The organism is Pseudonocardia terrae (assembly GCF_021343995.1).
In the GTDB taxonomy this organism is placed as follows: Bacteria; Actinomycetota; Actinomycetes; order Mycobacteriales; family Pseudonocardiaceae; genus Pseudonocardia; species Pseudonocardia terrae.
On the sequence record NZ_JAJTTE010000014.1, the window covers coordinates 66,722 to 88,790 of the forward strand.

17 protein-coding genes and 1 pseudogene are annotated in these 22,069 nt (G+C 74.8%); 7 read left to right on the forward strand and 11 right to left on the reverse strand.

The genetic code is table 11. From position 1 onward, the window contains the following. A complete protein-coding gene (locus LWC33_RS11810) occupies nucleotides 1-1,155 on the reverse strand; it encodes an LLM class flavin-dependent oxidoreductase (RefSeq protein WP_233304340.1) in 1,155 nt (384 codons plus the stop codon). Nucleotides 1,156-1,331: 176 nt separating this feature from the next. On the opposite strand from LWC33_RS11810, the gene LWC33_RS11815 reads away from it, so the two are divergent. Beyond that, nucleotides 1,332-2,216: an alpha/beta fold hydrolase gene (locus LWC33_RS11815; protein ID WP_233304341.1), complete on the forward strand. Its 885-nt coding sequence runs from the start codon at nucleotides 1,332-1,334 to the stop codon at nucleotides 2,214-2,216. Beyond that, entirely contained in the window at nucleotides 2,213-3,352 is a 1,140-nt protein-coding gene (locus tag LWC33_RS11820; protein ID WP_233304342.1) for an LLM class flavin-dependent oxidoreductase, read from the forward strand. Before LWC33_RS11815 ends, LWC33_RS11820 begins: the two co-directional genes overlap by 4 nt. A 39-nt stretch (nucleotides 3,353-3,391) precedes the next feature. Here the strand turns inward: LWC33_RS11820 and LWC33_RS36505 are convergent, their stop codons facing one another. Together LWC33_RS36505 and LWC33_RS11825 are read right to left on the reverse strand one after the other, a co-directional pair. Then, a complete protein-coding gene (locus tag LWC33_RS36505; protein ID WP_372476597.1) occupies nucleotides 3,392-3,532 on the reverse strand; it encodes an AMP-binding enzyme in 141 nt (46 codons plus the stop codon). A 65-nt stretch (nucleotides 3,533-3,597) separates the two neighbouring features. Beyond that, nucleotides 3,598-5,007, reverse strand: a pseudogene (locus LWC33_RS11825) (AMP-binding protein); the annotation flags it as partial. 199 nt (nucleotides 5,008-5,206) lie between these two features. Between LWC33_RS11825 and thiC the strand changes: the two are divergent. After that, nucleotides 5,207-6,796: a phosphomethylpyrimidine synthase ThiC gene (thiC, locus tag LWC33_RS11830; RefSeq protein ID WP_233304343.1), complete on the forward strand. Its 1,590-nt coding sequence runs from the start codon at nucleotides 5,207-5,209 to the stop codon at nucleotides 6,794-6,796. Between the two features lie 43 nt (nucleotides 6,797-6,839). Here the strand turns inward: thiC and LWC33_RS11835 are convergent, their stop codons facing one another. Continuing rightward, nucleotides 6,840-9,245 (reverse strand): CaiB/BaiF CoA transferase family protein, encoded by a 2,406-nt coding sequence (locus LWC33_RS11835; protein WP_233304344.1) that lies wholly within the window; start codon nucleotides 9,243-9,245, stop codon nucleotides 6,840-6,842. A 427-nt stretch (nucleotides 9,246-9,672) separates the two neighbouring features. Further along, complete coding sequence (locus tag LWC33_RS11840) at nucleotides 9,673-10,896, reverse strand: saccharopine dehydrogenase family protein (protein WP_233304345.1); 1,224 nt, start codon at nucleotides 10,894-10,896, stop codon at nucleotides 9,673-9,675. A 130-nt stretch (nucleotides 10,897-11,026) separates the two neighbouring features. Here LWC33_RS11840 and zwf point away from each other — a divergent pair, with 130 nt between their 5' ends. Further along, nucleotides 11,027-12,523, forward strand: coding sequence for a glucose-6-phosphate dehydrogenase (zwf, locus tag LWC33_RS11845; protein ID WP_233304346.1), 1,497 nt, complete (start codon nucleotides 11,027-11,029; stop codon nucleotides 12,521-12,523). Here the strand turns inward: zwf and LWC33_RS11850 are convergent. Continuing rightward, nucleotides 12,520-13,131, reverse strand: coding sequence for a hypothetical protein (locus LWC33_RS11850; RefSeq protein ID WP_233304347.1), 612 nt, complete (start codon nucleotides 13,129-13,131; stop codon nucleotides 12,520-12,522). The two genes, zwf and LWC33_RS11850, sit on opposite strands and share 4 nt — an antisense overlap. Nucleotides 13,132-13,266: 135 nt before the next feature. On the opposite strand from LWC33_RS11850, the gene LWC33_RS11855 reads away from it, so the two are divergent. Together LWC33_RS11855 and LWC33_RS11860 are read left to right on the forward strand one after the other, a co-directional pair. Continuing rightward, nucleotides 13,267-14,040, forward strand: a complete 774-nt coding sequence (locus LWC33_RS11855) for a DNA-formamidopyrimidine glycosylase family protein (RefSeq protein WP_233304348.1) — start codon at nucleotides 13,267-13,269, stop codon at nucleotides 14,038-14,040. A 170-nt stretch (nucleotides 14,041-14,210) separates the two neighbouring features. Beyond that, a complete protein-coding gene (locus tag LWC33_RS11860) occupies nucleotides 14,211-14,624 on the forward strand; it encodes an STAS domain-containing protein (protein WP_233304349.1) in 414 nt (137 codons plus the stop codon). 4 nt (nucleotides 14,625-14,628) lie between these two features. Here LWC33_RS11860 and LWC33_RS11865 read toward each other — a convergent pair whose 3' ends face one another. The 5 genes from LWC33_RS11865 to LWC33_RS11885 form a co-directional block, all read right to left on the reverse strand. Next, nucleotides 14,629-15,357, reverse strand: a complete 729-nt coding sequence (locus tag LWC33_RS11865; RefSeq protein ID WP_233304350.1) for a glycosyltransferase family 2 protein — start codon at nucleotides 15,355-15,357, stop codon at nucleotides 14,629-14,631. Next, nucleotides 15,354-16,640, reverse strand: a complete 1,287-nt coding sequence (locus tag LWC33_RS11870) for a bifunctional PIG-L family deacetylase/class I SAM-dependent methyltransferase (RefSeq protein ID WP_233304351.1) — start codon at nucleotides 16,638-16,640, stop codon at nucleotides 15,354-15,356. The genes LWC33_RS11865 and LWC33_RS11870 overlap by 4 nt, the downstream gene beginning before the upstream one ends. Continuing rightward, nucleotides 16,637-17,695: an acyl-CoA dehydrogenase family protein gene (locus tag LWC33_RS11875; RefSeq protein WP_233304352.1), complete on the reverse strand. Its 1,059-nt coding sequence runs from the start codon at nucleotides 17,693-17,695 to the stop codon at nucleotides 16,637-16,639. Before LWC33_RS11875 ends, LWC33_RS11870 begins: the two co-directional genes overlap by 4 nt. 98 nt (nucleotides 17,696-17,793) lie before the next feature. Next, nucleotides 17,794-19,002, reverse strand: a complete 1,209-nt coding sequence (locus LWC33_RS11880; RefSeq protein ID WP_233304353.1) for an NAD(P)/FAD-dependent oxidoreductase — start codon at nucleotides 19,000-19,002, stop codon at nucleotides 17,794-17,796. A 63-nt stretch (nucleotides 19,003-19,065) separates the two neighbouring features. Next, complete coding sequence (locus LWC33_RS11885; protein WP_233304354.1) at nucleotides 19,066-20,892, reverse strand: flavin-containing monooxygenase; 1,827 nt, start codon at nucleotides 20,890-20,892, stop codon at nucleotides 19,066-19,068. Nucleotides 20,893-21,021: 129 nt separating this feature from the next. Between LWC33_RS11885 and LWC33_RS11890 the strand changes: the two genes are divergently transcribed. Beyond that, on the forward strand, nucleotides 21,022-22,011 hold the full coding sequence (locus tag LWC33_RS11890; RefSeq protein ID WP_233304355.1) for an aldo/keto reductase: 990 nt from the start codon (nucleotides 21,022-21,024) through the stop codon (nucleotides 22,009-22,011). Nucleotides 22,012-22,069 lie beyond the last annotated feature (58 nt).

The following is a 22,069-nucleotide window of genomic DNA, read 5'->3' on the forward strand; positions in this document are numbered from 1 at the left end:
TCAGGCGGCGTAGCGGTTGGCGGGGCGGTCGAGGCCGAACAGTCCGCGCAGGGTGTCGGCCTCGTAGGCGGTGCGGAAGGCGCCGCGGCGCTGCAGCTCGGGAACCAGCCCGCGGGTGATCTGCACGAGGTCGTGGTCGACCGAGCCGGGGCGCAGCCGGGCTCCGGCCAGCCCGGCCTCCTGCCACTCCAGCAGCAGGTCGGCGAGCTCGGCGGGGGTGCCGACGACGATCCGGGCGTCGCTGATCAGCTCCCGGCCGAGCCGCGAGTCCATGCGGCCCTTGCGGTCCTGCGCGGCCTCGGCGCTCTCGTCGAGGAACACCACGACGTCGCCGAGCACGTGCAGCGGCTCCTCCGCCCGCCCGGCCGCCTCCTGCTCGCGGCGGATCTCGGCCAGGATCGGCGCCACGTCGGCGGTCTCCTGCGGGGTCACGAAGCCGAGGTCGCAGGAGCGGGCGACGAGCCGGTACGCGTAGTCGCGGTGCGCGAGCGCGGTGACCAGCGGCTGGCCCTGCGGCGGCCGCGGGGTGATGGAGGGGCCTCGCACGGAGAAGAACCGGCCCTCGAAGTCGATGTAGTGCAGCTTGTCCCGGTCGACGAAGCGGCCGGTCGCGGCGTCGCGGATCTCGGCGTCGTCCTCCCAGCTGTCCCAGAGCCGGCGGACGACCTCGACCCAGTCCGCGGCCTCGTCGAACAGCGCCGGTGCGTCGTCCCGGCTGATCTCGCGGCGGCCGACGAGGGCCGCCTCGTCCGGGCGCGTGGACACCCGCACACGCACGCCGGCGCGCCCGGTGCTGACGTAGTCGAGCGTCGCGACGCCCTTGGAGAAGTGGAAGGGCTCGGTGTGGGTGGTGACCGCGGTCGGCACGATCCCGATGTGCGAGGTCAGCGGCGCGACCCTGGCCGCGACGAGCAGCGCGTCGAGCCGGCCGCGGACCTGGTCGGTGCGCTCGTCCGGCTCGAAGGGGCGCGAGGACTGGATCGCGAAGCCGTCCTCGATCGTGACCAGGTCGAGCAGGCCGTGCTCGGCCTCGCGGACCTGGCCGGCCCAGTAGCCGGCGTCGAACAGGGCGGTGGGGCGGGCCTCGGGCTCGCGCCACGAAACGGGGTGCCAGCCGGTGCCCTCGAGGGCGACGGCGAGGTGCAGGGGGGTCATGCGACGGCTCTCCCTGGGAACGGGTCGAGGAACGGGCGGGCGGATCAGCCCGCGCGACAGCCGGTGGTCGTGACGAGGCAACGGTCGATCCACCGCCGCTGCGTCAGTACCCCGGGGACCACACCGTCGACACTAACCGCGGGCCGGGCGGATGACGACGTCGTAAGGTCGTTCGGGTGGCAGGGACGACACGCACCGCCCCGGACGGCGACGGCTACGCGCTCGCGTACGAGCGGGCGGGGACCGGCGGTCCCGTCCTGCTGCTCCACGGCTGGCCCGGCGACCGCGGGGACTGGGCGGCGGTCGCGCACCTGCTGGCGGAGGCCGGCACCGCCGACGTCGTGTGGCCGGACCTGCGCGCCTTCGGCGAGTCGGACAAGCACGGCGGCGACGTCGCGGCCGCGGGGCAGGCCCGTAGCCTGCTCGCGCTGCTCGACGAGCTCGGGATCGAGCGTGCCGTGGTGGCCGGCTACGACGTCGGCAGCCGGGTCGCGCAGACGCTCGCCACCGAACACCCCGACCGCGTCGCGGCGCTGGTTCTCGCCCCGCCGTTGCCGGGAGCGGGCCGCCGCGTGCTGGAGCCCGGGGCGGCCGCCGAGTTCTGGTACCAGCACTTCCACCGGCTCGGGCTGCCCGAGCACCTGGTCGACGGCCGGCCCGGCGCCGTGCGCGCCTACCTGCGGCACTTCTGGGACCACTGGTCGGGCCCCGGCTTCACCGTCGAGGAGGAGCGGCTCGACCGGCTGACCGAGTCGTACTCGCCGCCGGGCGCGTTCACGGCGTCGATCGGCTGGTACCGCAGCGGCTCGGGGATGATCGCGCGCTCGCTCGCCGAGGAACCGCCCTCGAGCCGGATCACCGTTCCGACCACCGTGCTGTGGCCCGAGCACGATCCGCTGTTCCCACGGGCGTGGTCCGACCGGCTCGACGACTGGTTCGAGAAGGTGGAGCTGCGCCCGCTCGACGGCGTCGGGCACTTCTCGCCGGTGGAGGCACCGGAGCGGTGGGCCGAGGTGCTCGCCGAGGTGGTCGCCGGGGTGAACGCCGGGCTGCCCGGATGAGGCTCCCGCTGTCCGTCCTCGACCTCTCGCCCGTGCCCGCGGGCGGCACCGCCGGCGACGCCCTGCGGAACTCGATCGACCTCGCGCAGGCCGCCGAGCGGGCGGGCTACCACCGCTACTGGGTGGCGGAGCACCACCTCGTCACCGGCGTGGCGTCGTCGTCCACGCCCGTGCTGGTCGCCCTGATCGCGGGGGCGACCGAGCGGATCCGGGTGGGCTCCGGGGCGGTGCAGCTGCCGAACACGCGACCGGTGCAGGTGGCCGAGCAGTTCGGCACCGTCGCCGCCGTCCATCCGGGACGGATCGATGTGGGGCTCGGGCGGTTCGACCTGCACCGCATCCTGCGGCTGATCACGCACGGTCCGGACGGCCGTCGCGGCAGCCGACCGCGCGAGTCCCGCACGGTCGACGGGCTGCTGCTCCCGAAACCGGGAAAGGTCCCGTCGGACCTGTGGCTCTACGGCTGCCTCGCCGAGCTGCTCGGTTTCGAGCCGGACCAGGAACCGCCGGACTACGGCCGCGAGGTCGCCGACATCCTCGCCTACTTCGCCGGCACCGCGCACGGTCCCGGTGGCGAGCCGCTGCACGTCACGCCCGCGGAAGGCGCCGACGTCGAGGTGGTCGTGCTCGGCTCGACGCCGGGGGAGAGCGCGCGGGTGGCCGGGGAGCACGGGCTGCCGTTCGCGGTCAGCTACCACCTCGTGCCGCACCTGGTGCTCGACGCCGTCGCCGCCTACCGCGAGGCCTTCCGGCCCGGCCGGGTGGCCGAGCCGCGCGTGATCGTGTCCGCGGACGTCGTCGTCGCGGAGACGGACGAGCGGGCCCGCGAGCTCGCCGCGCCGTACGGCCAGTGGGTGCTCGACATCCGCGCGGGCCGCGGCGCGCAGCCGTACGTGACGCCGGCCGAGGCGCGTGCCCGGGAATGGACACCCGAGGAGCGGGCCGGAGTGGCCGACCGCGTCGACACCCAGTTCGTCGGTGCGCCGGACACGGTGTGCGAGCGGCTCGCGACCCTCGCCCGCGTGACCGGGGCCGACGAGCTGCTGGTCACCACGATCACCACCGACCACGCCGACCGGGTCCGCAGCCACGAGCTGCTCGCCGACGCCTGGGCGGAGTGGCGGCCGGGCGCCTGACGACGGGTTGCCCGCGGCCGCCCGACGCGGTCGACCCCGCTAGCGCTCCCGCTGCCGCAGGAGGAAGCGCTGCACCTTCCCGCTCGGGGTCTTGGGCAGGGCGTCGACGACGTGGACCCGGCGCGGGTAGGCGTGGGCGGCGTAGCGGGTCCGGACCAGCTGCGCGAGCTCGTCCGGCAGGTCGGGCCTGCCTCCGCGCCCTCGCGCAGCACCACGAAGGCCTCGACGACCTCGCCGCGCAGCTCGTCCGGCATCCCGACGACGGCGACCTCGGCGACCGCCGGGTGCGTCGACAGCACCGACTCGACGTCGAACGGGCCGATCCGGTAGCCCGCCATGATGATCACGTCGTCGTCGCGGGCGGAGAAGTACAGGTGACAGTCGGCGTCGGCGCGCCCGGCGTCGCCGGTGAGGTACCAGCGGCCGTCCTCGCTGAACCGGTCGCCGCGGACGCCGCCCGCGTAGCCCTCGAACCACAGCAGCGGGCTGGCCGGCACGTCGAGGGCGACCCGGCCGGGGGTGTCCGGCGGCAGCTCCTTCTCCGCGCCGGCCGCGCCGTCCTCGCCGTCGTCCGCCAGGACCGCGACCCGGAACCCCGGCAGCGCGCGGCCCATCGAGCCCGGCCGGATCTCCTCGCGAAGGTCCGGGTGCCAGGCGTTGGCGACGACCATGCCCAGCTCGGTCTGTCCGTAGTGGTCACGGATCTCCACGCCGAGGACCTCGCGGCCCCAGGTCACGAGGTCCGGGTTCAGCGGCTCGCCCGCGCTGGAGCAGGTGCGCAGCCGCAGCCCCTCGGGCGGGGCGATCCCCGACGCCCGCAGCCCGCGGTACACGGTGGGCGCCGCGGCGAAGGCGGTGACCCCGAAGCGGCCCAGCACGTCCCACGTGGACCGTGCGGAGAACCCGGCGTTGAGCAGCAGCGTGCGCCGGCCGGTGGCCAGCGGGGCGAGCAGGGCGTAGTAGAGCCCGTAGGCCCAGCCCGGGTCGGCGGCGTTCCAGAACACGTCGTCGGCCGTGACGTCGAGGGCGAACTCCTGGTAGGCGACGATCGACGCCAGCGCCTTCGCCGGCACGATCACGCCCTTCGGCTTGCCCGTGGTGCCGGAGGTGTAGAGCTGCACCATCGGGCCCTCCGGCCCGACGACCGCAGCCGGGGCGCCGGTCGGGGAGGCGCCGGTGAGCCGGGCCCAGTCGTCCGACCCGACCGTCACGACCGTCCACGGCGCGTCGGCCGGGATGTCCTCGCCCGGGTCGAGCTTCGGGCGCTGCGTCTCGTCGGTGATCACGACGGAGGTGCCGGAGGCCGTCAGCCGCAACGCGATCGCCTGCGGGGCGAAGGCGGTGAACAGCGGCACGTAGACCGCGCCGAGCCGCAGCACCGCCAGCACCGTGACGAGCAGGTCCGCGGTCTTGGGCAGCAGGGTCGCCACCCGCGAGCCCGGGCCGACCCCCAGCCCGGCGAGCCCGGCGGCGAGCCGCTCGGAGCGTTCGCGCAGCTCGCCGTAGGTGAGGTCGACGGCGGACAGGTCGCCGGCGATCAGCGTGGCCGCCACGTCACCGGCGGGGTGCCGGTCGCAGAGCTCCGCGGCCAGGCAGACGTCCGCCCGCCCGTAGTGCTCCCGCAACTCCTGGGCTCGCGTCGTCGCGTCGTTCATGTGGGTGATCGTGGCACAGCCGCGTGGCGCCTACGGTCGAGCCCGCACCGAACGAAGCGGGAGCTCGTCGCGACGGGCTGAGAGGGCGGAACGCGTCCGCCGACCGCGGAACCGGCCGGGTAATGCCGGCCAGGGAGGACGTCCGTCCGTGTCTTCATCCCCTGCTGCCCCGTCCACCGCTGCTCCGAGCACGGCCGCAGTGACCACCGGCCCGATCACCGGGTCCGTCAAGGCGCACCTCGACGGACCCGACGGCCTGCGGGTCCCGGTCCGCCGGATCCTGCTGTCCACCGGCGAGCACCACGACGCGTACGACACCTCAGGTCCCTACACCGACCCGACCGTGCAGGTCGACGTGCGCCGCGGGCTGCCCGCGCGGCGCACGCCCGGGGACCGGGGCACGACCCAGCTGACCGAGGCCCGCGCGGGCCGGACCACCCCCGAGATGCGGTTCGTCGCGCTCCGCGAGGGGGTCGACGCCGAGGTCGTCCGGGCCGAGGTCGCCCGCGGCCGCGCGGTGATCCCGGCCAACCGCAACCACCCGGAGTCCGAGCCGATGGTCATTGGCCGCGAGTTCCTGGTGAAGGTCAATGCCAACATCGGCAACTCCGCGGTGACCTCCTCGATCGAGGAGGAGGTGGAGAAGATGGTGTGGGCCACGCGCTGGGGCGCCGACACCGTCATGGACCTCTCCACCGGCCGGGACATCCACGAGACGCGGGAGTGGATCCTGCGGAACTCGCCCGTCCCCATCGGGACCGTGCCGATCTACCAGGCGCTGGAGAAGGCCGGCGGCGACCCGGCCCGGCTCTCCTGGGAGCTCTACCGCGACACCGTGGTCGAGCAGTGCGAGCAGGGCGTGGACTACATGACCGTGCATGCCGGCGTGCTGCTCCGGTACGTCCCGCTGACCGCGCGGCGGGTCACCGGGATCGTCTCCCGCGGTGGCTCGATCATGGCCGCGTGGTGCCTCGCGCACCACCGCGAGTCCTTCCTGTACACGCACTTCGCCGAGCTGTGCGCGATCCTGCGGGAGTACGACGTCACCTTCTCCCTGGGTGACGGGCTGCGGCCCGGGTCCATCGCCGACGCCAACGACGAGGCCCAGCTGGCCGAGCTGCGCACCCTCGGCGAGCTCGTCGGGGTGGCCCGTGAGCACGGCGTGCAGGTGATGGTCGAGGGGCCCGGGCACGTGCCGATGGACAAGATCGACGAGAACGTCCGGCTCGAGGAGGAGTGGTGCGACGAGGCGCCCTTCTACACCCTCGGCCCGCTGGCCACCGACATCGCACCGGGGTACGACCACGTCACCTCGGCGATCGGCGCCGCCCAGATCGCCCGCAGGGGCACCGCGATGCTCTGCTACGTCACGCCCAAGGAACATCTCGGCCTTCCCGACCGCGACGACGTCAAGACCGGCGTGATCACCTACAAGATCGCCGCGCACGCCGCGGACCTGGCCAAGGGGCGCCCGCGGGCACAGGAGCGTGACGACGCGTTGTCCCGCGCCCGGTTCGAGTTCCGCTGGCGGGACCAGTTCGCGCTCTCGCTCGACCCGGACACCGCGGAGGCCATGCACGACGAGACGCTCCCGGCCGAGCCGGCGAAGACCGCGCACTTCTGCTCGATGTGCGGCCCGAAGTTCTGCTCGATGCGGATCACGCAGGACGTCCGGGCGTACGCCGAGGAGCACGGGCTGACGAGCCAGGAGGCGATCGAGGCCGGGATGGCCGAGAAGGCCGGGGACTTCCGCGAGGCGGACGGCCGGCTGTACCTGCCGATCGCCTGACCCTCACCCGGCCGGCCGCGGCGGTGCGGCCGGCCGAGCGGTGTCACACGGTGACGCCCTCGCGCTCCAGGGCGTCGAGCTCGCCGTCGGACAGGCCGAGGATCTCGGCGAGGACCTCGCGGGTGTGCTGGCCGAGGGCCGGGGCGGCGCCCTGCGGCCCCATCGCGCTGCGCGAGGCGATCCAGCCGACGGACGGCAGCCGGCGCTCGCCGATCACGGCGTGCACTGTCGCGGGGAAGAAGCCGCGGGCCTCCAGCACGGGGGAGCGGTACACCTCGTCCACCCGCGCGACCGCCTCCGCCCCGACCCCCTTGGCCTGCAACGCCTTCGCCGCCTCCGCCGGGATCCGCTGTTCCGTCCACCGGGTCACCAGCGCCTCGAGCACGTCCTCGTGCACCCGACGCGAGGCCAGCGTGGCGAAGCGGGGGTCCGTGGCCAGCTCGGGGGAGCCGATGACCACCGCCAGCGCGGCGAACTGGGCGTCGTCCTCGCAGGCGATCGCGACCCACTCGTCCTCGCCCTGACAGCGGAAGGTGCCGTGCGGGCTGGCGAGCTCGTCCCGGTTCCCGATGACGGGCACCTCGCCGCCGGTCGCCCCGGCGTAGAGCACCGGCCACGGGAACGCCGCGAGGCAGGCCTCGAACATCGCCGTCTCGACGCGCACGCCCACGCCGGCGGCCCGCGCCTGGTACAGCGCGGCCACCGTGGCGATCGCCGTGGTGATCCCGGCCATCGGGTCGGGCAGCGACATCACCAGGTCGGTCGGTCCACCCCGGACGTCCCCGTTGGACGACGCGATCCCGCTCAGCGCGTCGATCAGCGAGCCGTAGGCCGTGCGGTCCCGGTAGGGACCGGACTCGCCGAAGCCCGTCATGGACACGGCGACGATCCGCGGGTTGATCTCCTTCAGCGTCTCGTACGGCAGGCCCATCCGGGCCAGCGCGCCGGCGCTCATGTTGTCGATCACGACGTCGGCGGTCGCGATCAGCCCGCGCAGCAGCTCCATCCCGCGCTCGGTCTTCAGGTTCAGCGCGATGCCACGCTTGCCCTGGTTGTACTGGTTGAAGTAGCCGGACCGGTCGCGCCCGACGATGCCGTCGGCGTACGGGCCGAGACCGCGGGTGGTCTCCAGCCGGGTCCCGGTCTCCACCCGGATGACGTCCGCGCCGAGGTGGGCCAGCTGCATCGCGGCGAACGGGCCCGCCCACACCCAGGTCAGGTCGATCACCCGGACGCCGGCGAGCGGGCGCTCGGCGGGGGTGCCGGAGCCGGCCGGGTGCTCCGTGGCGCCGGACCACAGCGACGACGGGTCGGCCTCGGCGTGGGCCGGCGCGGCGTCGCGCGGCGGGGGGACGGTGCCGTCGACCCGCCAGGGCCGGCCGGGCACCGGGAGCGTCTCGCCCGCGGTGCCGCCGAGCTCGATCGGCGGGAGGGACCCCCGGACGGCGAGGTGGTCCCACTCGACGATGTCCCGGGCGCCGTGGATGGGCGCGGCCGCGATGCGGTGGACGCTGGCGAGCTCCAGGAACTCGGCGAGGGTGAACTCCGCGAGGTGCTCGGCGACGAACACGTCGAGGACGTCGGCGTTCTCGTCGCGGCCCGCGGTCGTCTCGAAGATCTCGAGCGTGCCCCAGTCCGGCGAGCCGAGCATCGCGACCAGGCGGCGGAACTCCTCGTCGCGGGTGATCTGCATGAGGACCGTGCCGTCGCGGCAGGGGTAGAAGCCCCACGGCCCGACGCTGCGGTGGCCCTGCCGCACCGGCAGCTCGCCGGTGTAGTGGTAGCGCGACATCGCCGTGGCCAGGACGCTCGCGACCGAGGCCTGCAGCGAGACGTCGAGCCGCTGGCCCAGCCCGCTGCGGCGGCGCTCGAACAGGGCGCCGAGCAGCGAGAGCACCGCCCCGCACGCCGCGTGCACGCTCGAGAGCTCGCCGCGGTAGCGCAGGGGGAGCGGGTCGGGGCCGCGCAGCGTGGTCGAGTTGATCGACAGCAGGCCGCCTGCGGCCAGCGCGACCAGGTCGTTCGTGGGGTGCGGGCCGTCACGGCCGGTGCGGCCGAAGGTCGAGAGGTCGACGACCACCAGCTCCGGCCGGGCAGCCTCGAGCTCGGCGACGAGGTCGTCGCCGATCCGGTCGGAGCCGTCCCGGGTGGAGCGGATCAGGACGTCCGCGCGGGCGGCGAGCGCGCGGACCGCGCCGTCGTCGGCGACGACGGAGCGCTTGCCCGCGTGGAAGTAGGCGAACGAGGCGCTGCGCTCGGCGTCGGGAACCGACTTCGCGAACGGCCCGAGGCTCCGGAACGGGTCGCCCTCGGGGGCCTCCAGCAGCACGACCTCCGCCCCGAGGTCGGCCAGGAGCCGGCCCGCGTAGGCCGCGGCCAGCGTGTCCCCGGCCTCGAGGACCCGCAGGCCCGCGAGGGGATGGTCGAACGACTGCGAACGTGACGTCATCGTCATTTCCTTCCGACGGTGACGCACGCTACAGGGCGATCGGCGCGAGCGGGAGGGGGTGTCGGGGGTCGGCTCGGGTGGTCCGTGTGCCTGACGGGCGGGACCGTCGACAGGGTGTGCCGCCCGAAGCCGCGGGTGTGAGGACCGGCCAGAGCGGTTGTGCCGCAACGCAACGGGTGTGCGGCCGACGTCGGCGCTCCGGCGCAGTGTGGCTGCAGAACGCACCAGGCGATGTCAGGCAGCGCGTCTGGATCCACAACGCGATCAGAGCCCGTCCAGAGACGCGTTATGGAGCCATGACGTGTCCAGCCCGCCCCCGAGAACGCGCTATTGATCCATAACGCGTTCAGGCGGGCCTCTGGAAGGCGTTGTGGAGCCATAACGCGTCCAGGAGCGCGTGCGGAAGGGCGTCGGGGAGTGCGGGGCGCTACTCCAGGGACGCCTCGTAGGTGTGGCCCGCCTTGCGGAGGCGCTCGATCAGGGCGCGACCCATGGCCGTGGCGGGGGTGAGGGAGCCCGCGCGGTCGGGGAGGTCGGCGTCGAGGGCCAGGCAGAGGGCGCTCTCGCCCAGCATCACCGCGGTGGCGGCGTAGCCCGGGTCGCCCGACCCCGCGACGCGGGCGGTGACCGTCCGGCCGTCCACGGTGGTGCCGGTGAGGACGTGCCGGAAGAAGCCCTTGGCGCGGGCCTGCTCGCTCGGGCCGCTGCCCGGCTTCGGCAGCACCCGCTCCAGCAGTGCGCGGGTGGGCGGGAAGGCCGCGGCACCGACCAACGCCCCCACGCCCCCGGTGATGGCGGCGGAGGTGGCCGCACCGGCGATCCCGCGGCCGGCTGCCATGCGCTCCTCGTAGCGCAGGCCCCGCCCGTAGGCCCAGTCCTGCAGGGCGTTGCTGCGCCGCACGATCCGGGTGTTGTAGGGCGCCATGACGAACGGGGCGGTCCACGCGCCGTCGGGCTCCCGGCGGGGCGGGCCGGCGTCGCGCGGCTGGTCGGGTGCCGGCTCGGCGGCCGGGTCGGGGCTCAGCGAGTGCGGCCGCAGCGCGATCCGTCGCGCCGCCGGGTCACCGGCCACACTCTCGACGTGCCCGAGCAGCGAGGCGAGGGTGCCGCCGCTGAACCCGCCGCGTGCCGTCGCGACGGCCCGGACCCGGTCCAGGTCGGCGCCCGCGGCCTCCCGCAGCAGCAGGGTGCCGAGGTCGGACGGGATGGAGTCGTAGCCGCACGAGTGGACGATCCGCGCGCCCGACCCCCGGGCGACGGCGTCGAACCGGTCGATCGCCTCCCGGACGAACAGCACCTCACCGGTCAGGTCGCAGTAGTGCGTGCCGGCCCGCGCGCACGCCTCGACCAGCGGCAACCCGTATTTCGTGTACGGGCCCACCGTCGTCGCGACGACGCGCGCCGACCCGGCGAGGGCCGCCAGCGAGGGGGCGTCGGTCGAGTCCGCGGTGACGAGCGGCCACTCCCGGGCCCGCTCCGGCAGCCCGGCCCGCACCCGCTCCAGCTTCTCCCGCGACCGCCCGGCGAGCGCGACCCGCACGCCGTCCGGCGCCGCGCCGGCGAGATACCCGGCCAGCAGCTCCCCGACGAACCCCGTGGCGCCGAAGACGACCAGATCGTGCGCGCGCCCCCTGCCCGTGTCCGTGCTCATGCCCGCATCGTGCCGGGTGGCCGCCCGGGCCGCGCGCGGAACCCGATCACGGACGGGACGGCGGGAGTCCGAGGCGCTAGGGTCGGCCCCGACGTCGCGTGCCCACCGGTCCGTCTCCGAGGAGCCCCGCGTGCCCGAGTCCCGCCCCCAGTCGATCGCCTACCCCGGTCCCGGCTCGCGTCCCTTCCGTCGCGACCAGGAGCCGTTGAAGCCGCACGTCATCGTGCTGTTCGGCGCCACCGGGGACCTGGCCAAGCGCAAGCTGCTGCCCGGCCTCGCCTACCTCTGCGAGTCGTCGCTGGCCCCCGAGGTCCGGATCGTCGGGACGGCGATGGAGGACATGTCCACCGAGCAGTTCCGCGAGCTCGCCCACCACGCGGTGCAGAACTTCGGGACGCACAAGCTCCAGGACGAGGCGTGGGAAGGCTTCGCCGACAAGCTGACCTACGTGCCGCAGGGCGCCGGGCCCGAGGGCCTCACCGCCGCGGTGAAGGAGGCGGAGACGAAGCTCGGCGAGGACGTGCACCGGCTGCACTACCTGTCGGTGCCGCCCAAGGCCGCCCAGGCGGTGATCGCGATGCTGCGCGACGCCGACCTCGTCGGTCGCTCCCGGGTGGTCATGGAGAAGCCCTTCGGGCACGACCTGGCCAGCGCGATCGAGCTCAACGACTACGTGCACCAGGTCTTCGACGAGTCGCAGATCTTCCGGATCGACCACTTCCTGGGCAAGGAGGCGGCGCAGAACATCCTGGCGTTCCGGTTCGCCAACGGGCTGTTCGAGCCGATCTGGAACCGCAACTTCATCGACCACGTCCAGATCGACATCCCGGAGACGCTCGGGCTGGACCAGCGCGCCAACTTCTACGAGTCGACGGGCGCGTACAAGGACATGGTCGTCACGCACTTGATGCAGGTCATGGCGTTCGTGGCGATGGAGCCGCCGACGGCGCTGGAGCCGCGGGCGATCAGCGAGGAGAAGAACAAGGTCTTCCGCTCGCTGCTGCCGGTGCACCCGTGGGACGTCGTGCGTGGCCAGTACAGCGGGTACCGGGACGAGGAGGGCGTCGCCCGCGACTCCGACACCGAGACCTTCATCGCGCTCAGGGTCGGGCTGGACAACTGGCGCTGGGCGGGCGTGCCGTTCTACCTGCGCACCGGCAAGAAGATGGCCGAGGGCGAGCGGATCATCTCGATCGCGTTCAAGGAGGCGCCGCGGACGATGTTCCCGGCCGGCTCCGGGGTCGGCACCCAGGGCCCGGACCACCTGACCTTCGACCTCGCCGACTCCTCCAAGGTCTCGCTGTCCTTCTACGGCAAGCGCCCCGGCCCGGGCTTCCGGCTGGAGAAGCTGTCGATGCAGTTCTCCACGCAGGAGACCGAGTCGGCCGCCGACGTTCTCGAGGCCTACGAGCGCCTGATCCTCGACGCCATGCGGGGCGACCACACCCTGTTCACCACGGCCGAGGGCATCGAGTCGCTGTGGGAACGGTCGATGCCGCTGCTGGAGGACCCGCCGCCGGCGAAGAACTACCCCGTCGGCTCGTGGGGGCCCAACGCGATCCACCAGCTGATCGCGCCCAACGCCTGGCGGCTGCCGTTCGAGCGGGCCTGGCGCGAGCGCCGTTAGCGGTCCCAGAGGGGGTGCGGGTCGCGGCCGGCGAGCATGAGGAACCGGTCGCGCCAGGACACGTCCGCGGGCACGGGGGTCAGCGGCGCGCCGAACCAGCCGAGCTCGCGCCAGCGCGCGGCCTCCGGCTCGGTGTGCTCCCACAACGCCCGGGCCAGGACCTCGGTCAGCGGGTTGACCGACCCGCGGTGCACGGAGACCTCGTGGGCGGTGAAGGCGGTGCCGACCGCGCGCCGCCACAGCAGCTCGCCGGCGGGAAGCCCGTCGTCGCCGGTGGGTCTCGCCGGGTCGGCGACGGCCGCGGCCGCCGCGCAGGCCTTGTCCGAGACCTCGCGGGCCAGCGCGGGCAGGTCCCGCCGGTGCTCGAGATCCGTGAGGTCCGCGAACTCGGCCGCGCCCTCCGGCGCGCGTCCGGCCAGCAGGTCCGGCAAGGCCGCATTGGCCCGGACATGGTGCCGGACCAGGGCGTCGAGCGCGGTGGGCCGGGCGGGATCGGGCCCGTCGGGCAGCGGCGGGACGCGGATGCGCCACTGGTCGGGCGCCACCCCGTCGAGCACCTGGTTCAGCACCCGCTCGGCCTCGATCAGGCATTCCGCCGCCTGCAGCATCCGCGCTCCCGTCCACAGCCCTGTCGACGTCCGCCGACGATCACAGCACGCCGGCGTCCGCGCACCGGCCGAATGGAGCAAAGTGAGGCACCCGGTCGACAGGTGTACGCGCGGCGCAGCGCGTAGCGTGCGGGCGTGGCCGAGGGCGACTCCATCGCGCGGCTGGCCGCTCGGCTGCACGCGGCGACGGCGGGCCGCACGATCGTCGCCGGCACCTTCCGGCATCCCCGCCTCGCTCTGGCGGACCTCACCGGGCAGCGGATCGAGGCCTGGCTGCCGCGCGGCAAGCACCTGCTGATGCGGACCTCGGCCGGCCTGACCCTGCACTCGCACCTGCGGATGAGCGGATCCTGGTCGGTGCTGGGGCCGGGGAAGCGACTGCCGCGGTCGGTGGAGGCCCGTGTCCTGCTCCGGCTCGACGACGGCCGCACGCTGGCCGGCGTCGCGCTGCCCGTCCTCGACCTGGTCCGGACGCGGGACGAGGCGCGCGTCGTCGGGCACCTGGGCCCGGACCTGCTGGCCGACGACTTCGACGCCGACCGCGCCGCACGCCGGCTGCGGGCCGAGCCGGACACCGCCGCGGTCGCCGCGCTGCTGGACCAGCGTCGGGTCGCCGGGCTGGGCAACCTGTGGGCCGGTGAGCTGTGCTTCCTCCACCGCGTCGAGCCGTGGCGGGCGATCGGGACGGTCGACGTCGGCCCGCTGCTCGACGACGCCCGGGCCCGGCTGCGCGAGGCCGTCGCCGGCAACCCTCGGCAGGTCACGACCGGCGACCCGCGCCGTCCGCACTGGGTCTACGGCCGCGCCCGCCGGCCCTGCTACCGCTGCGGCACGCCCGTCTCCTTCCGGCCGGCCGCGCGCCCGCCGCACGGTCGCGAGACGTGGTGGTGCCCCGGCTGCCAGCGGTAGGACGATCGCGAATCCGGGTGGTCGCCCGCGCGCCGCGGCGGCTGCGGAGCGGTACGGTCGTGGGCACACTGGTCGGAGTCGAGAAGCCTGCTCCCACGCCGAGAGGACGAGATCCCGTGTGCCCCGCTCCGGAGAGTGCCGAGCGTGCCGGAACCGGCCCCCTGCCGGACGTGCCGCCCGACCTGCCCGAGGTCGCGGCGTGGTGCGCCGAGGCCGGGGCCTGGGAGCGCCTCGACGAGCCCGGCGGCGGCATCGAGCTGTACCTGTGCCGTGGGGGCGAGCGCATCCGCGTCCTCGCGGTCCGGGGGGAGATCGACGCCGCGGAGGCCACCGCCTTCCAGGACGCCGCGATCGACCTGGTCCGCACGGCGAAGGTCCTGGTCGTCGATCTCTCCGGCGTCCGGTTCCTGGCCTCCCGCGGCCTCGCCGCCCTCGTCCGCGCACAGCGCGCGGCCGATGCCCTCGGGGCCACGCTCGCCGTGGTCACGGGCGGCAGCCGGGTGGTGCTCCGCCCGATGCAGGTGACGGGTGTCGACGGTCAGCTGCACCTGGTCGCCGCGCTCGAGGACCTCGGGCGCCTCTGAGAGCTCACGCACCCAGCCCGCGCAGCAGATCGGCGAGCCCACCGACCGCCCGGCCCTCGGTGCGCGCGCTCGTCCGGGCCCGGACGTCGGTGGGGGAGACCACCCGGTACCCGGCCGCCCGCAGCCGGGCGAGCAGCGCGTGCTCCTCGCCGGACGGGACGGCCGGGAAGCCGCCGACCTGCCGGAACGCCTCCGCCCGGACCCCGAGGTTGGCCGCGTAGGCGTGCGTGTGCCGGTCGACCGCGATCCCGGCGCCGACGAGGTCGGAGTAGCGGCACAGGACGTCCGGCGGCAGGGCGTCCGGGTCGTCGAGGTCGACGATCCCGACCACGGCGTCGGCCCCGCGCCGGGCGTGCCGGAGGTGGTCGGCGACCCAGCTCGGCGGCACGACCGTGTCCGCGTCCGTGCTGAGCAGCCAGGTCCGGCCGGGCAGCCGGGCCAGCAGCCGGGATGCGCCGAGCGTGCGCAGCTCGCCGATCGTGCGCGCCTCCGTGTTCCGGACGACCGCGGCGTGCGGGGCGGCGACGGCCTCGGTCGCGTCGGTGCACCGGTCCGCGACCACGCAGATCGCGCCGGGCAGCCCGGACCCGGCCAGCGCCACGCGGACCGAGCGCAGGCAGGCGCCGATCCGTTCGGCCTCGTCCCGGGCGGGGACCACGACCGCGACGGCCTCGACGTCCGCCGGGCCCGCCGGCACCGCCGCGTACGGGCCGTTCACGAGCGGGCCGTTCACGGGCGCCGCAGGACGTGCAGCAGGAACTCCTGGTCGACGTGCTCGACCAGGAGGTCGAAGCGGGGGTCGTCGAGCAGCCTGCGGTGGGTGGCGGCCGCGTCCTGCGGAGCCTCGGCCGGCCAGCCGCGCCAGTGCGCGAGCACCACGTCGCCACCCGGCACGAGAGCCCGGGCGAGCCGGTCGGCGACGGCGTCCACGTCCGCGGGGGAGAGGTAGTAGAGCACCTCGCTGAGCACCACGAGGTCGACGCCGTCGGGCACGGCCTGCGGATCGGGCAGCGCCGCCTCCAGCACCGTGACGCCGGGGAAGCCGCCGGTCGCCCCGCGGGTGGTGGCGACGGCGGCCGGTGTGTAGTCCGAGGCCGTCACGGCGGTGCAGCGCCCGGCCAGCACCCGGGTCAGCCCGCCGAGCCCGCAGCCGGGTTCGGCGGCGTGCGCGTAGTGCGGGTGCGGCAGGCATGCCGCGACCACGGCGCGCTTGCGCTCCTCGTACCAGCTGGTCCGCGTGTCCCAGGGGTCGGCGCCACCGGCGTAGAGGTCGGCGAACCGTTCGACCGGGGCGCTGTCCGGGCGCGGGACCCGGAAGAACAGCTCCCGGCCGGTGGCGAAGTGGGCCAGGACGTCCGGGGGCAGGATCGGCGGTCCGCCGTCGGGGGCCGGGGCGAGCTGCGAGGCGAAGCGCTCGATCGCGGCGGCCTTCGCGCGCCGGGCCGGCTCGTCGAGCCGGTGCTCACAGGCCGTCGCCCAGGGGACGGCCGGGTCGTCCGGCCGCATCCAGGGCCACATCCAGATCGGGTAGGCGAAGCGGTGCGCCCGCACCGGTGCCACCCGCTCGGCGGCCCGGCCCGCGGTCGCGTGGTCCGGGTGCGGATCGCCGGTCCAGGGTGCGAGGCAGGCGTCGGTCTCCCGCAGCAGCGGCGCGAGCGCGGCGGTCAGCTCGTCCTCCCGGTCGGCGAGGCCGGAGTCGGGCAGCCCGAGCCAGGTCACCTGGGTGCCGCCCAGGCCCAGGGACTCGAGGGCGGCGTGCAGCTCGGCGCGGCGCCTCCGGCCCAGCGCGGCCCGGTCGGCGGGCGTGGCGTCGGGGAACGCGGCCTCGCCGTCCGTCGCGACGACGAGCTCCACGGTTCCCCCCGCGGCGTGCACCGCACGCAGGAACCCCGCGGCGGCCAGCGTCTCGTCGTCGGGATGGGCGGCGACCACGACCAGGTGGCCGACGGCCGGGTCCATGGCGGGCGGGGCGTGCGTGGCGAGGGCCTCGGCCCAACCGGGGACGGTCGCGGTCACCGCTCCTCCCCGAGCCCGGCCCCGCTCGACCCGGCCCCGCTCGACCCGGCCCCGCTCGACCCGGCCCCGCTCGACCCGGTCTCGCTCAACACGGCCTCGCCCAGCGCCGCGAGATCGCGCTCGCCGTGGTGCTGCCGGACGTACATCCCCAGGTCGGCGAGCCGGTCGGCCGACCCGCCCGCCAGCGCGGGGACCCCGGCGACCCGCGGGGCGACGTCGAGGACGGTCCGGCAGAGCCGCTCGGCCGCGGCCCGCGCGGTCCAGGCGGCGGTGCGGTGGGGGGACTTGGGGTCGGCGTCGATCGCGTCGGCGGTGCGGGTGAGCAGCGCGTCGACCGCCTCGACCCCGGCGTGCAGCTCGCCGAGGTGGGCGAGCTGATGGGGATCGGCCTTCTCGCGCAGACGTTCCCGGAGGTCGTCGACGATCCCGGCAGCGCCGCCCAGCCACACGGCCGCGACCCCGGCGCCGCCCCACCAGAAGCCCGGTCGTTCGGTGTAGAAGCCGGGCTCGCCGACCAGGTCGGTCACCTCGAGGTCGTCGAGGTCGACGTCGAGGGTGTCGCTGTCGCGCATGCCGGCCGCGCGCCAGGAGTCCGGGTGCCGCCGGATCCCGGGCCGTGAGAGGTCGAGGTCGACGATCCGGCTCCCGCCGGGCGCGGCGGCCACGACGAGCGCGCGTTCCAGGTCCGGGGCGCCCGAGCAGAAGCGGACCCGGCCGCGCAGGACCCACGCCCCGGCGTCGCCGGTCAGCTCGGCGCCGGTGCCGCCCGCGCGGGCCGCCCATACGCCGTACCGGACGCCGGGCACCGGCTCGGTGCCGGCCTCGCGCAGGATCGCGACGGCGTCGGTGTGGCCCTCGGCGAGCCGGGCGAGCGGGAGACTCTCCCGGCCCCAGGCGGCCAGCCGTGCCCAGCGGCCTGCGGTCGCGCCCTGCCCGGGGGGCGGTAGCTCGAGCTCGCCGCGGCGCAGCAGTGCGGCGAGCCGGTCCGCCGCGCGGCCTCCCTCACGTCGGTCCTCCGCGGCCGACCCCGACGGTTCGGGCACCAACAGCGACACGCGCACCTCCCCGAGCCCCTGGCCGGGGCGTCGCACGTGACGCCGGGTCGCGCGGACCCGGCCGTGATCAGGGAGTGCGTACCCGGAGGCCCCTACGCCTACTCCGGTGTGAGCGCGGCCACGTCCGGGACCGGCCGACCGGCGGCGATGAGCTGCTGGCCGCGCTCGTAGTCCTCGTCCGCCTCGTGGGTGGCCACGCCGACCGCCCGGCCCTGCTCGTCGGCGTACCAGGCGGTGAAGGCGCCACTGCCGTGGTCGACCAGGCGGGCCCGGTCGAAGCCGTCGCCCCAGGCCGCGTACTTGAGGGTGCGGTCGCCGATCTCGGTCCAGAAGCCCGGCACGGCGTCCCAGCGCAGGTCGGCGCCCGCGGCCACGCCGCCGGCGACGGTACCCATCGCCTCCGCCTCGCCCCAGTGCTCGACGACGAGGTGGCGGCCCGCGGTGGCGTTGCGGGCGTAGGCGACATCGCCCGCCGCGTACAGGCCCGGCAGGGAGGTGCGCATGTGCTCGTCGACGACCACACGGTCCTGCTCGATCGTCGCGCCAGTGGCCCGCGCGAGGGTGACGTGCGGGTCGATGCCGCCGGCGACCAGCACCAGGTCGACCTCGAGCGGTTCGCGCCCGGCCACGCGGACCCGGCGCGGGCGCTCCTCGGGGTCGCCGAGCGGCTCGATCGCCTCGACCTGGGCGCCGCCGACCAGCCGGACGCCGTCGTCGGCGAGCCAGCCCGCGATGCGGCGGCCGACGTCGACGCCGAGGCGCTTCTCCTGCGGCAGCTCCTCGGTGCTCACGCACGTGACGTCGAGCCCGCGGCGGGCCAGCGAGGCGGCGGCCTCGCAGCCGATGAACCCGGACCCGACGACGACGGCGGTGCGGGCGACCAGGGCGGCCGAGCGCAGCTCCTTGGCGCTGTCGAGGGAGCGCAGCATGGCGACGGCGGGCGCGTCGGCGCCGGGCACCGGGAGCGGCTTCGGGGCGGACCCGGTGGCCAGCACGCAGGCCTTGAAGGTGATGCGGTCACCGCTCGACAGCTGCGCGGCGCGCTCCTCGCCGGACAGCGTGGTCACCATCTGCCGCAGCAGCAGCGTGATGCCGCGGTCGGTGTAGGTGGTGGCGGGGGTCAGCTCCGTGTCGCCCGCCTCGGACTCGCCACGGAGGTAGTCCTTCGACAGCGGCGGCCGGAAGTACGGCGGCGCGGTGTCGTCCGAGACGACCACGACCGCGCCGTCGCCCCCGTGGTCGCGGTAGCTGGTGGCGGCGGCCAGGGCGGCCGGCCCGCCGCCGACGACGAGGAGTTCGGCATGCATGGGACGCGGAGTACCCGGCGGCGCTGATCGACTACCCCCGCCGCCGGGTCTCCACGCCGGATCTCAGCTGGTGTGGTGCACCTCCTGCAGCCCGTACACCGGCGTCGGAACGCCCTCGAGGCGGGCCTTGAGCTGCAGCGCGAGGTAGAGCGAGTAGTGGCGGCTCTGGTGCAGGTTGCCGCCGTGGAACCACAGCCCCTCCTGCTGGGTGGGCTTCCACATGTTGCGCTGCTCCCCCTCCCACGGGCCGGGGTCCTTGGTGGTGTCGGAGCCCAGCCCCCACACCTTCCCGACCTTGTCGGCCACCCCCTGGCTGATCAGGTCGGCGGCCCAGCCGTTCATCGAGCCGTACCCGGTCGCGTAGACGACGAGGTCGGCCTCGAGCTCGGTACCGTCGTCGAGCTTCACGGTGTGCTCGGTCAGCTCGACGACCTGGCCCTGCACGAGCTTCACCTCGCCGTTGGCGACGAGGTCCGCCGCGCCGACGTCGATGTAGTAGCCCGAGCCGCGGCGCAGGTACTTCATGAACAGGCCGGAGTCGTCGTCGCCCCAGTCGTGGCGGAAGCCGGATGCCTCCAGCCGCTCGTAGAAGTCCTTGTCCCGCTCCTTGATCGCCGCGTAGACCGGCTGCTGGAACGTGTGCATGATCCGGTACGGGAGCGAGGCGAAGGTCATGTCGGCCTTCTGCGTGGTCACGCCGGCGGCGACCGCGCGCTCCGAGTACAGGTCGCCCAGGCCCAGGTCCATCAGCGAGTCCGACTTGACGATGTGGGTCGACGACCGCTGCACCATCGTGACGTCGGCGCCGACCTCCCACAGCGCCCCGCAGATGTCGAAGGCCGAGTTGTTCGACCCGACGACCACGACCTTCTTGTCCTTGTAGGCGTCCGGGCCCGGGTGCTTCGAGCTGTGGTGCTGCTCGCCCTTGAACACGTCCTGGCCGGGCAGCTGCGGCACGTTCGGCTTGCCGGACATGCCGGTGGCCAGCACGAGCTGCTTCGGGTGGAGGGTGATCTCGGTGGATCCGTCGGGGCCGTCGCGGTCGACGACGACCGTCCACTCCTTGGTCTTCTCGTCGTACGAGGCGGACCTGCAGGTCGTGGAGGACCAGTAGTTGACCTCCATGACCTTCGTGTACATCTCGAGCCAGTCGGCGATCTTGTCCTTCGGGGCGAAGACCGGCCAGTTCCTCGGGAAGTCGATGTAGGGCAGGTGGTCGTACCAGACCGGGTCGTGCAGGCAGAGCGACTTGTAACGGCCGCGCCACTGGTCGCCGGGCCGGGCGTACCGGTCGACGACGACGTGCGGGACCCCGAGCTGCTTGAGCCGCGCGCCGAGCGCGATGCCGCCCTGCCCGCCGCCGACCACGACGACGTAGGGCTGGCGGGTGCGGCCCATCTCCTCGGCCTCGGCCCGCCGGGCCTCCGCCCAGGTCACGCGCTCCCGGTTGGCGCCGTGCTCGGCGCCCATCGGCCGGCGCTCGCCCTGGGGCTCCTCGTGGTCCTTCAGCTCGTACAGCGTGGTGAGGAAGGTCCAGGCGCCCTCGTCGGTGAGCCGCAGGTGCCCGCGGCCCCGTCCGACGGCCGTCTCGAACGCGATCCAGGCGTCGACGACGCCGTCGGCCTCGGTGGGCTCCTCGGTGGTGTGGAAGTCGCGCGCGTCCGTCGACTCCATGGTCGCCCGCAGCAGGTCCGCGATCCCGTCGCGGTTCTCGACGGTCTTGATGTTCCAGGTGAACGCGACCAGGTCGCGCCAGAAGGACGTCGTCGCGAAGAGGCCGGCCGCCTGCTCGGCGTCCCGGGCCGCGAGGGCGGCCTCGAAGTCGGCGAGCCACGTGTCGACCCGCTCGCGGGGCCCGGTGGCGGCGGCCGGTTCGAGGGTCTGGGTCATGCGGACCTCCCTGTCCGTCTCCCGTATGTGGGGCGTGCCACTGCAGCCAAGCCCCCTCCGGCGCGGGGATCAAGGGTTGCAGCGTCGTTGCAACTCCGCGGCGGGTGCCCGATGTGGCAGCGTGGGGGCGTGACCTCCGTACGCCGCATCGGGATCGGGCTGGCCGCGGTCGGCAGGCCCGCGTACATCACCGCCGGACGGGAGCGCGACCTCGGCGGCGCGCGGGACGTCGAGGCGCTGCGCGAACGCACCTGGGCGGTGCTCGACGCCGCCTACGCGGCGGGGATCCGGTACGTCGACGCCGCCCGCTCCTACGGCCGGGCCGAGGAGTTCCTGGCGGGGTGGCTGGCGGCCCGCCCCGGGGCGACGGACGTCGAGATCGGGTCGAAGTGGGGGTACCGGTACGTCGGTGACTGGCGGCTCGACGGGGTGCCGATGGTCGACTCCGCAGGCTCCGTCTCCGGCACGCACGAGGTCAAGGACCACTCCGTGGAGGCCTTCGCCGAGCAGTCCGCCGAGTCGCTGGCGCTGCTCGGGGACCGGCTCGCCGTCTACCACGTGCACTCGGCGACGCTCGACACCGGCGCGCTCGACGACGCCGAGCTCCACCGTGCGATGGCCGACCTGCGTGAGCACGGGATCCGGGTCGGGATCTCGACGTCCGGGCCGCGGCAGGCCGAGGCGGTGCGGCGGGCGCTGGAGGTGACCGTGGACGGCGAGCCGCTGTTCACCTCGTTCCAGAGCACCTGGAACATCCTCGAGCCGTCCGTCGGACCCGCCCTCGTCGAGGCGGCCGACGCCGGCGCGCGGGTGATCGTCAAGGAGGCCGTGGCGAACGGGCGGCTGGCCCCCGGCGGCGCGACCAACTCCCGGGACGACCGGGTCGCGAACCTCGCCGAGGAGCTGGGCACCAGCGTGGACCGCCTGGCGTTCGCCGCGGTGCTGGCCGAGCCGTGGGCGGGGATCGTGCTCTCCGGCGCGGTCGACCCCGCGCAGGTCGCGAGCAACGCGGCCGCAACCGGGCTGAAGATCCCGGCCGAGGTGGAGGACGAGCTGCTCGACCTCGCCGAGCCGGCCGAGCAGTACTGGGCCGCCCGCGCCGCCCGCGCCTGGGCCTGATTCACGTTATGGAACCATAACGCGCATTCGGCTGGCTTCTGGGCGCGTTATGGAACCA

What these genes read in the sequence shown, in the direction of transcription:
- LWC33_RS11850 (WP_233304347.1), bottom strand. Translation starts at nt 13,131, where the DNA reads ATGCTGCAGGCGGCGGAATGCCTGATCGAGGCCGAGCGGGTGCTGAAC.
- LWC33_RS11820 (WP_233304342.1), top strand. Translation starts at nt 2,213, where the DNA reads ATGAGGCTCCCGCTGTCCGTCCTCGACCTCTCGCCCGTGCCCGCGGGC.
- LWC33_RS11885 (WP_233304354.1), bottom strand. Translation starts at nt 20,892, where the DNA reads ATGACCCAGACCCTCGAACCGGCCGCCGCCACCGGGCCCCGCGAGCGG.
- LWC33_RS11840 (WP_233304345.1), bottom strand. Translation starts at nt 10,896, where the DNA reads ATGAGCACGGACACGGGCAGGGGGCGCGCGCACGATCTGGTCGTCTTC.
- LWC33_RS11835 (WP_233304344.1), bottom strand. Translation starts at nt 9,245, where the DNA reads ATGACGTCACGTTCGCAGTCGTTCGACCATCCCCTCGCGGGCCTGCGG.
- LWC33_RS11880 (WP_233304353.1), bottom strand. Translation starts at nt 19,002, where the DNA reads ATGCATGCCGAACTCCTCGTCGTCGGCGGCGGGCCGGCCGCCCTGGCC.
- LWC33_RS11810 (WP_233304340.1), bottom strand. Translation starts at nt 1,155, where the DNA reads ATGACCCCCCTGCACCTCGCCGTCGCCCTCGAGGGCACCGGCTGGCAC.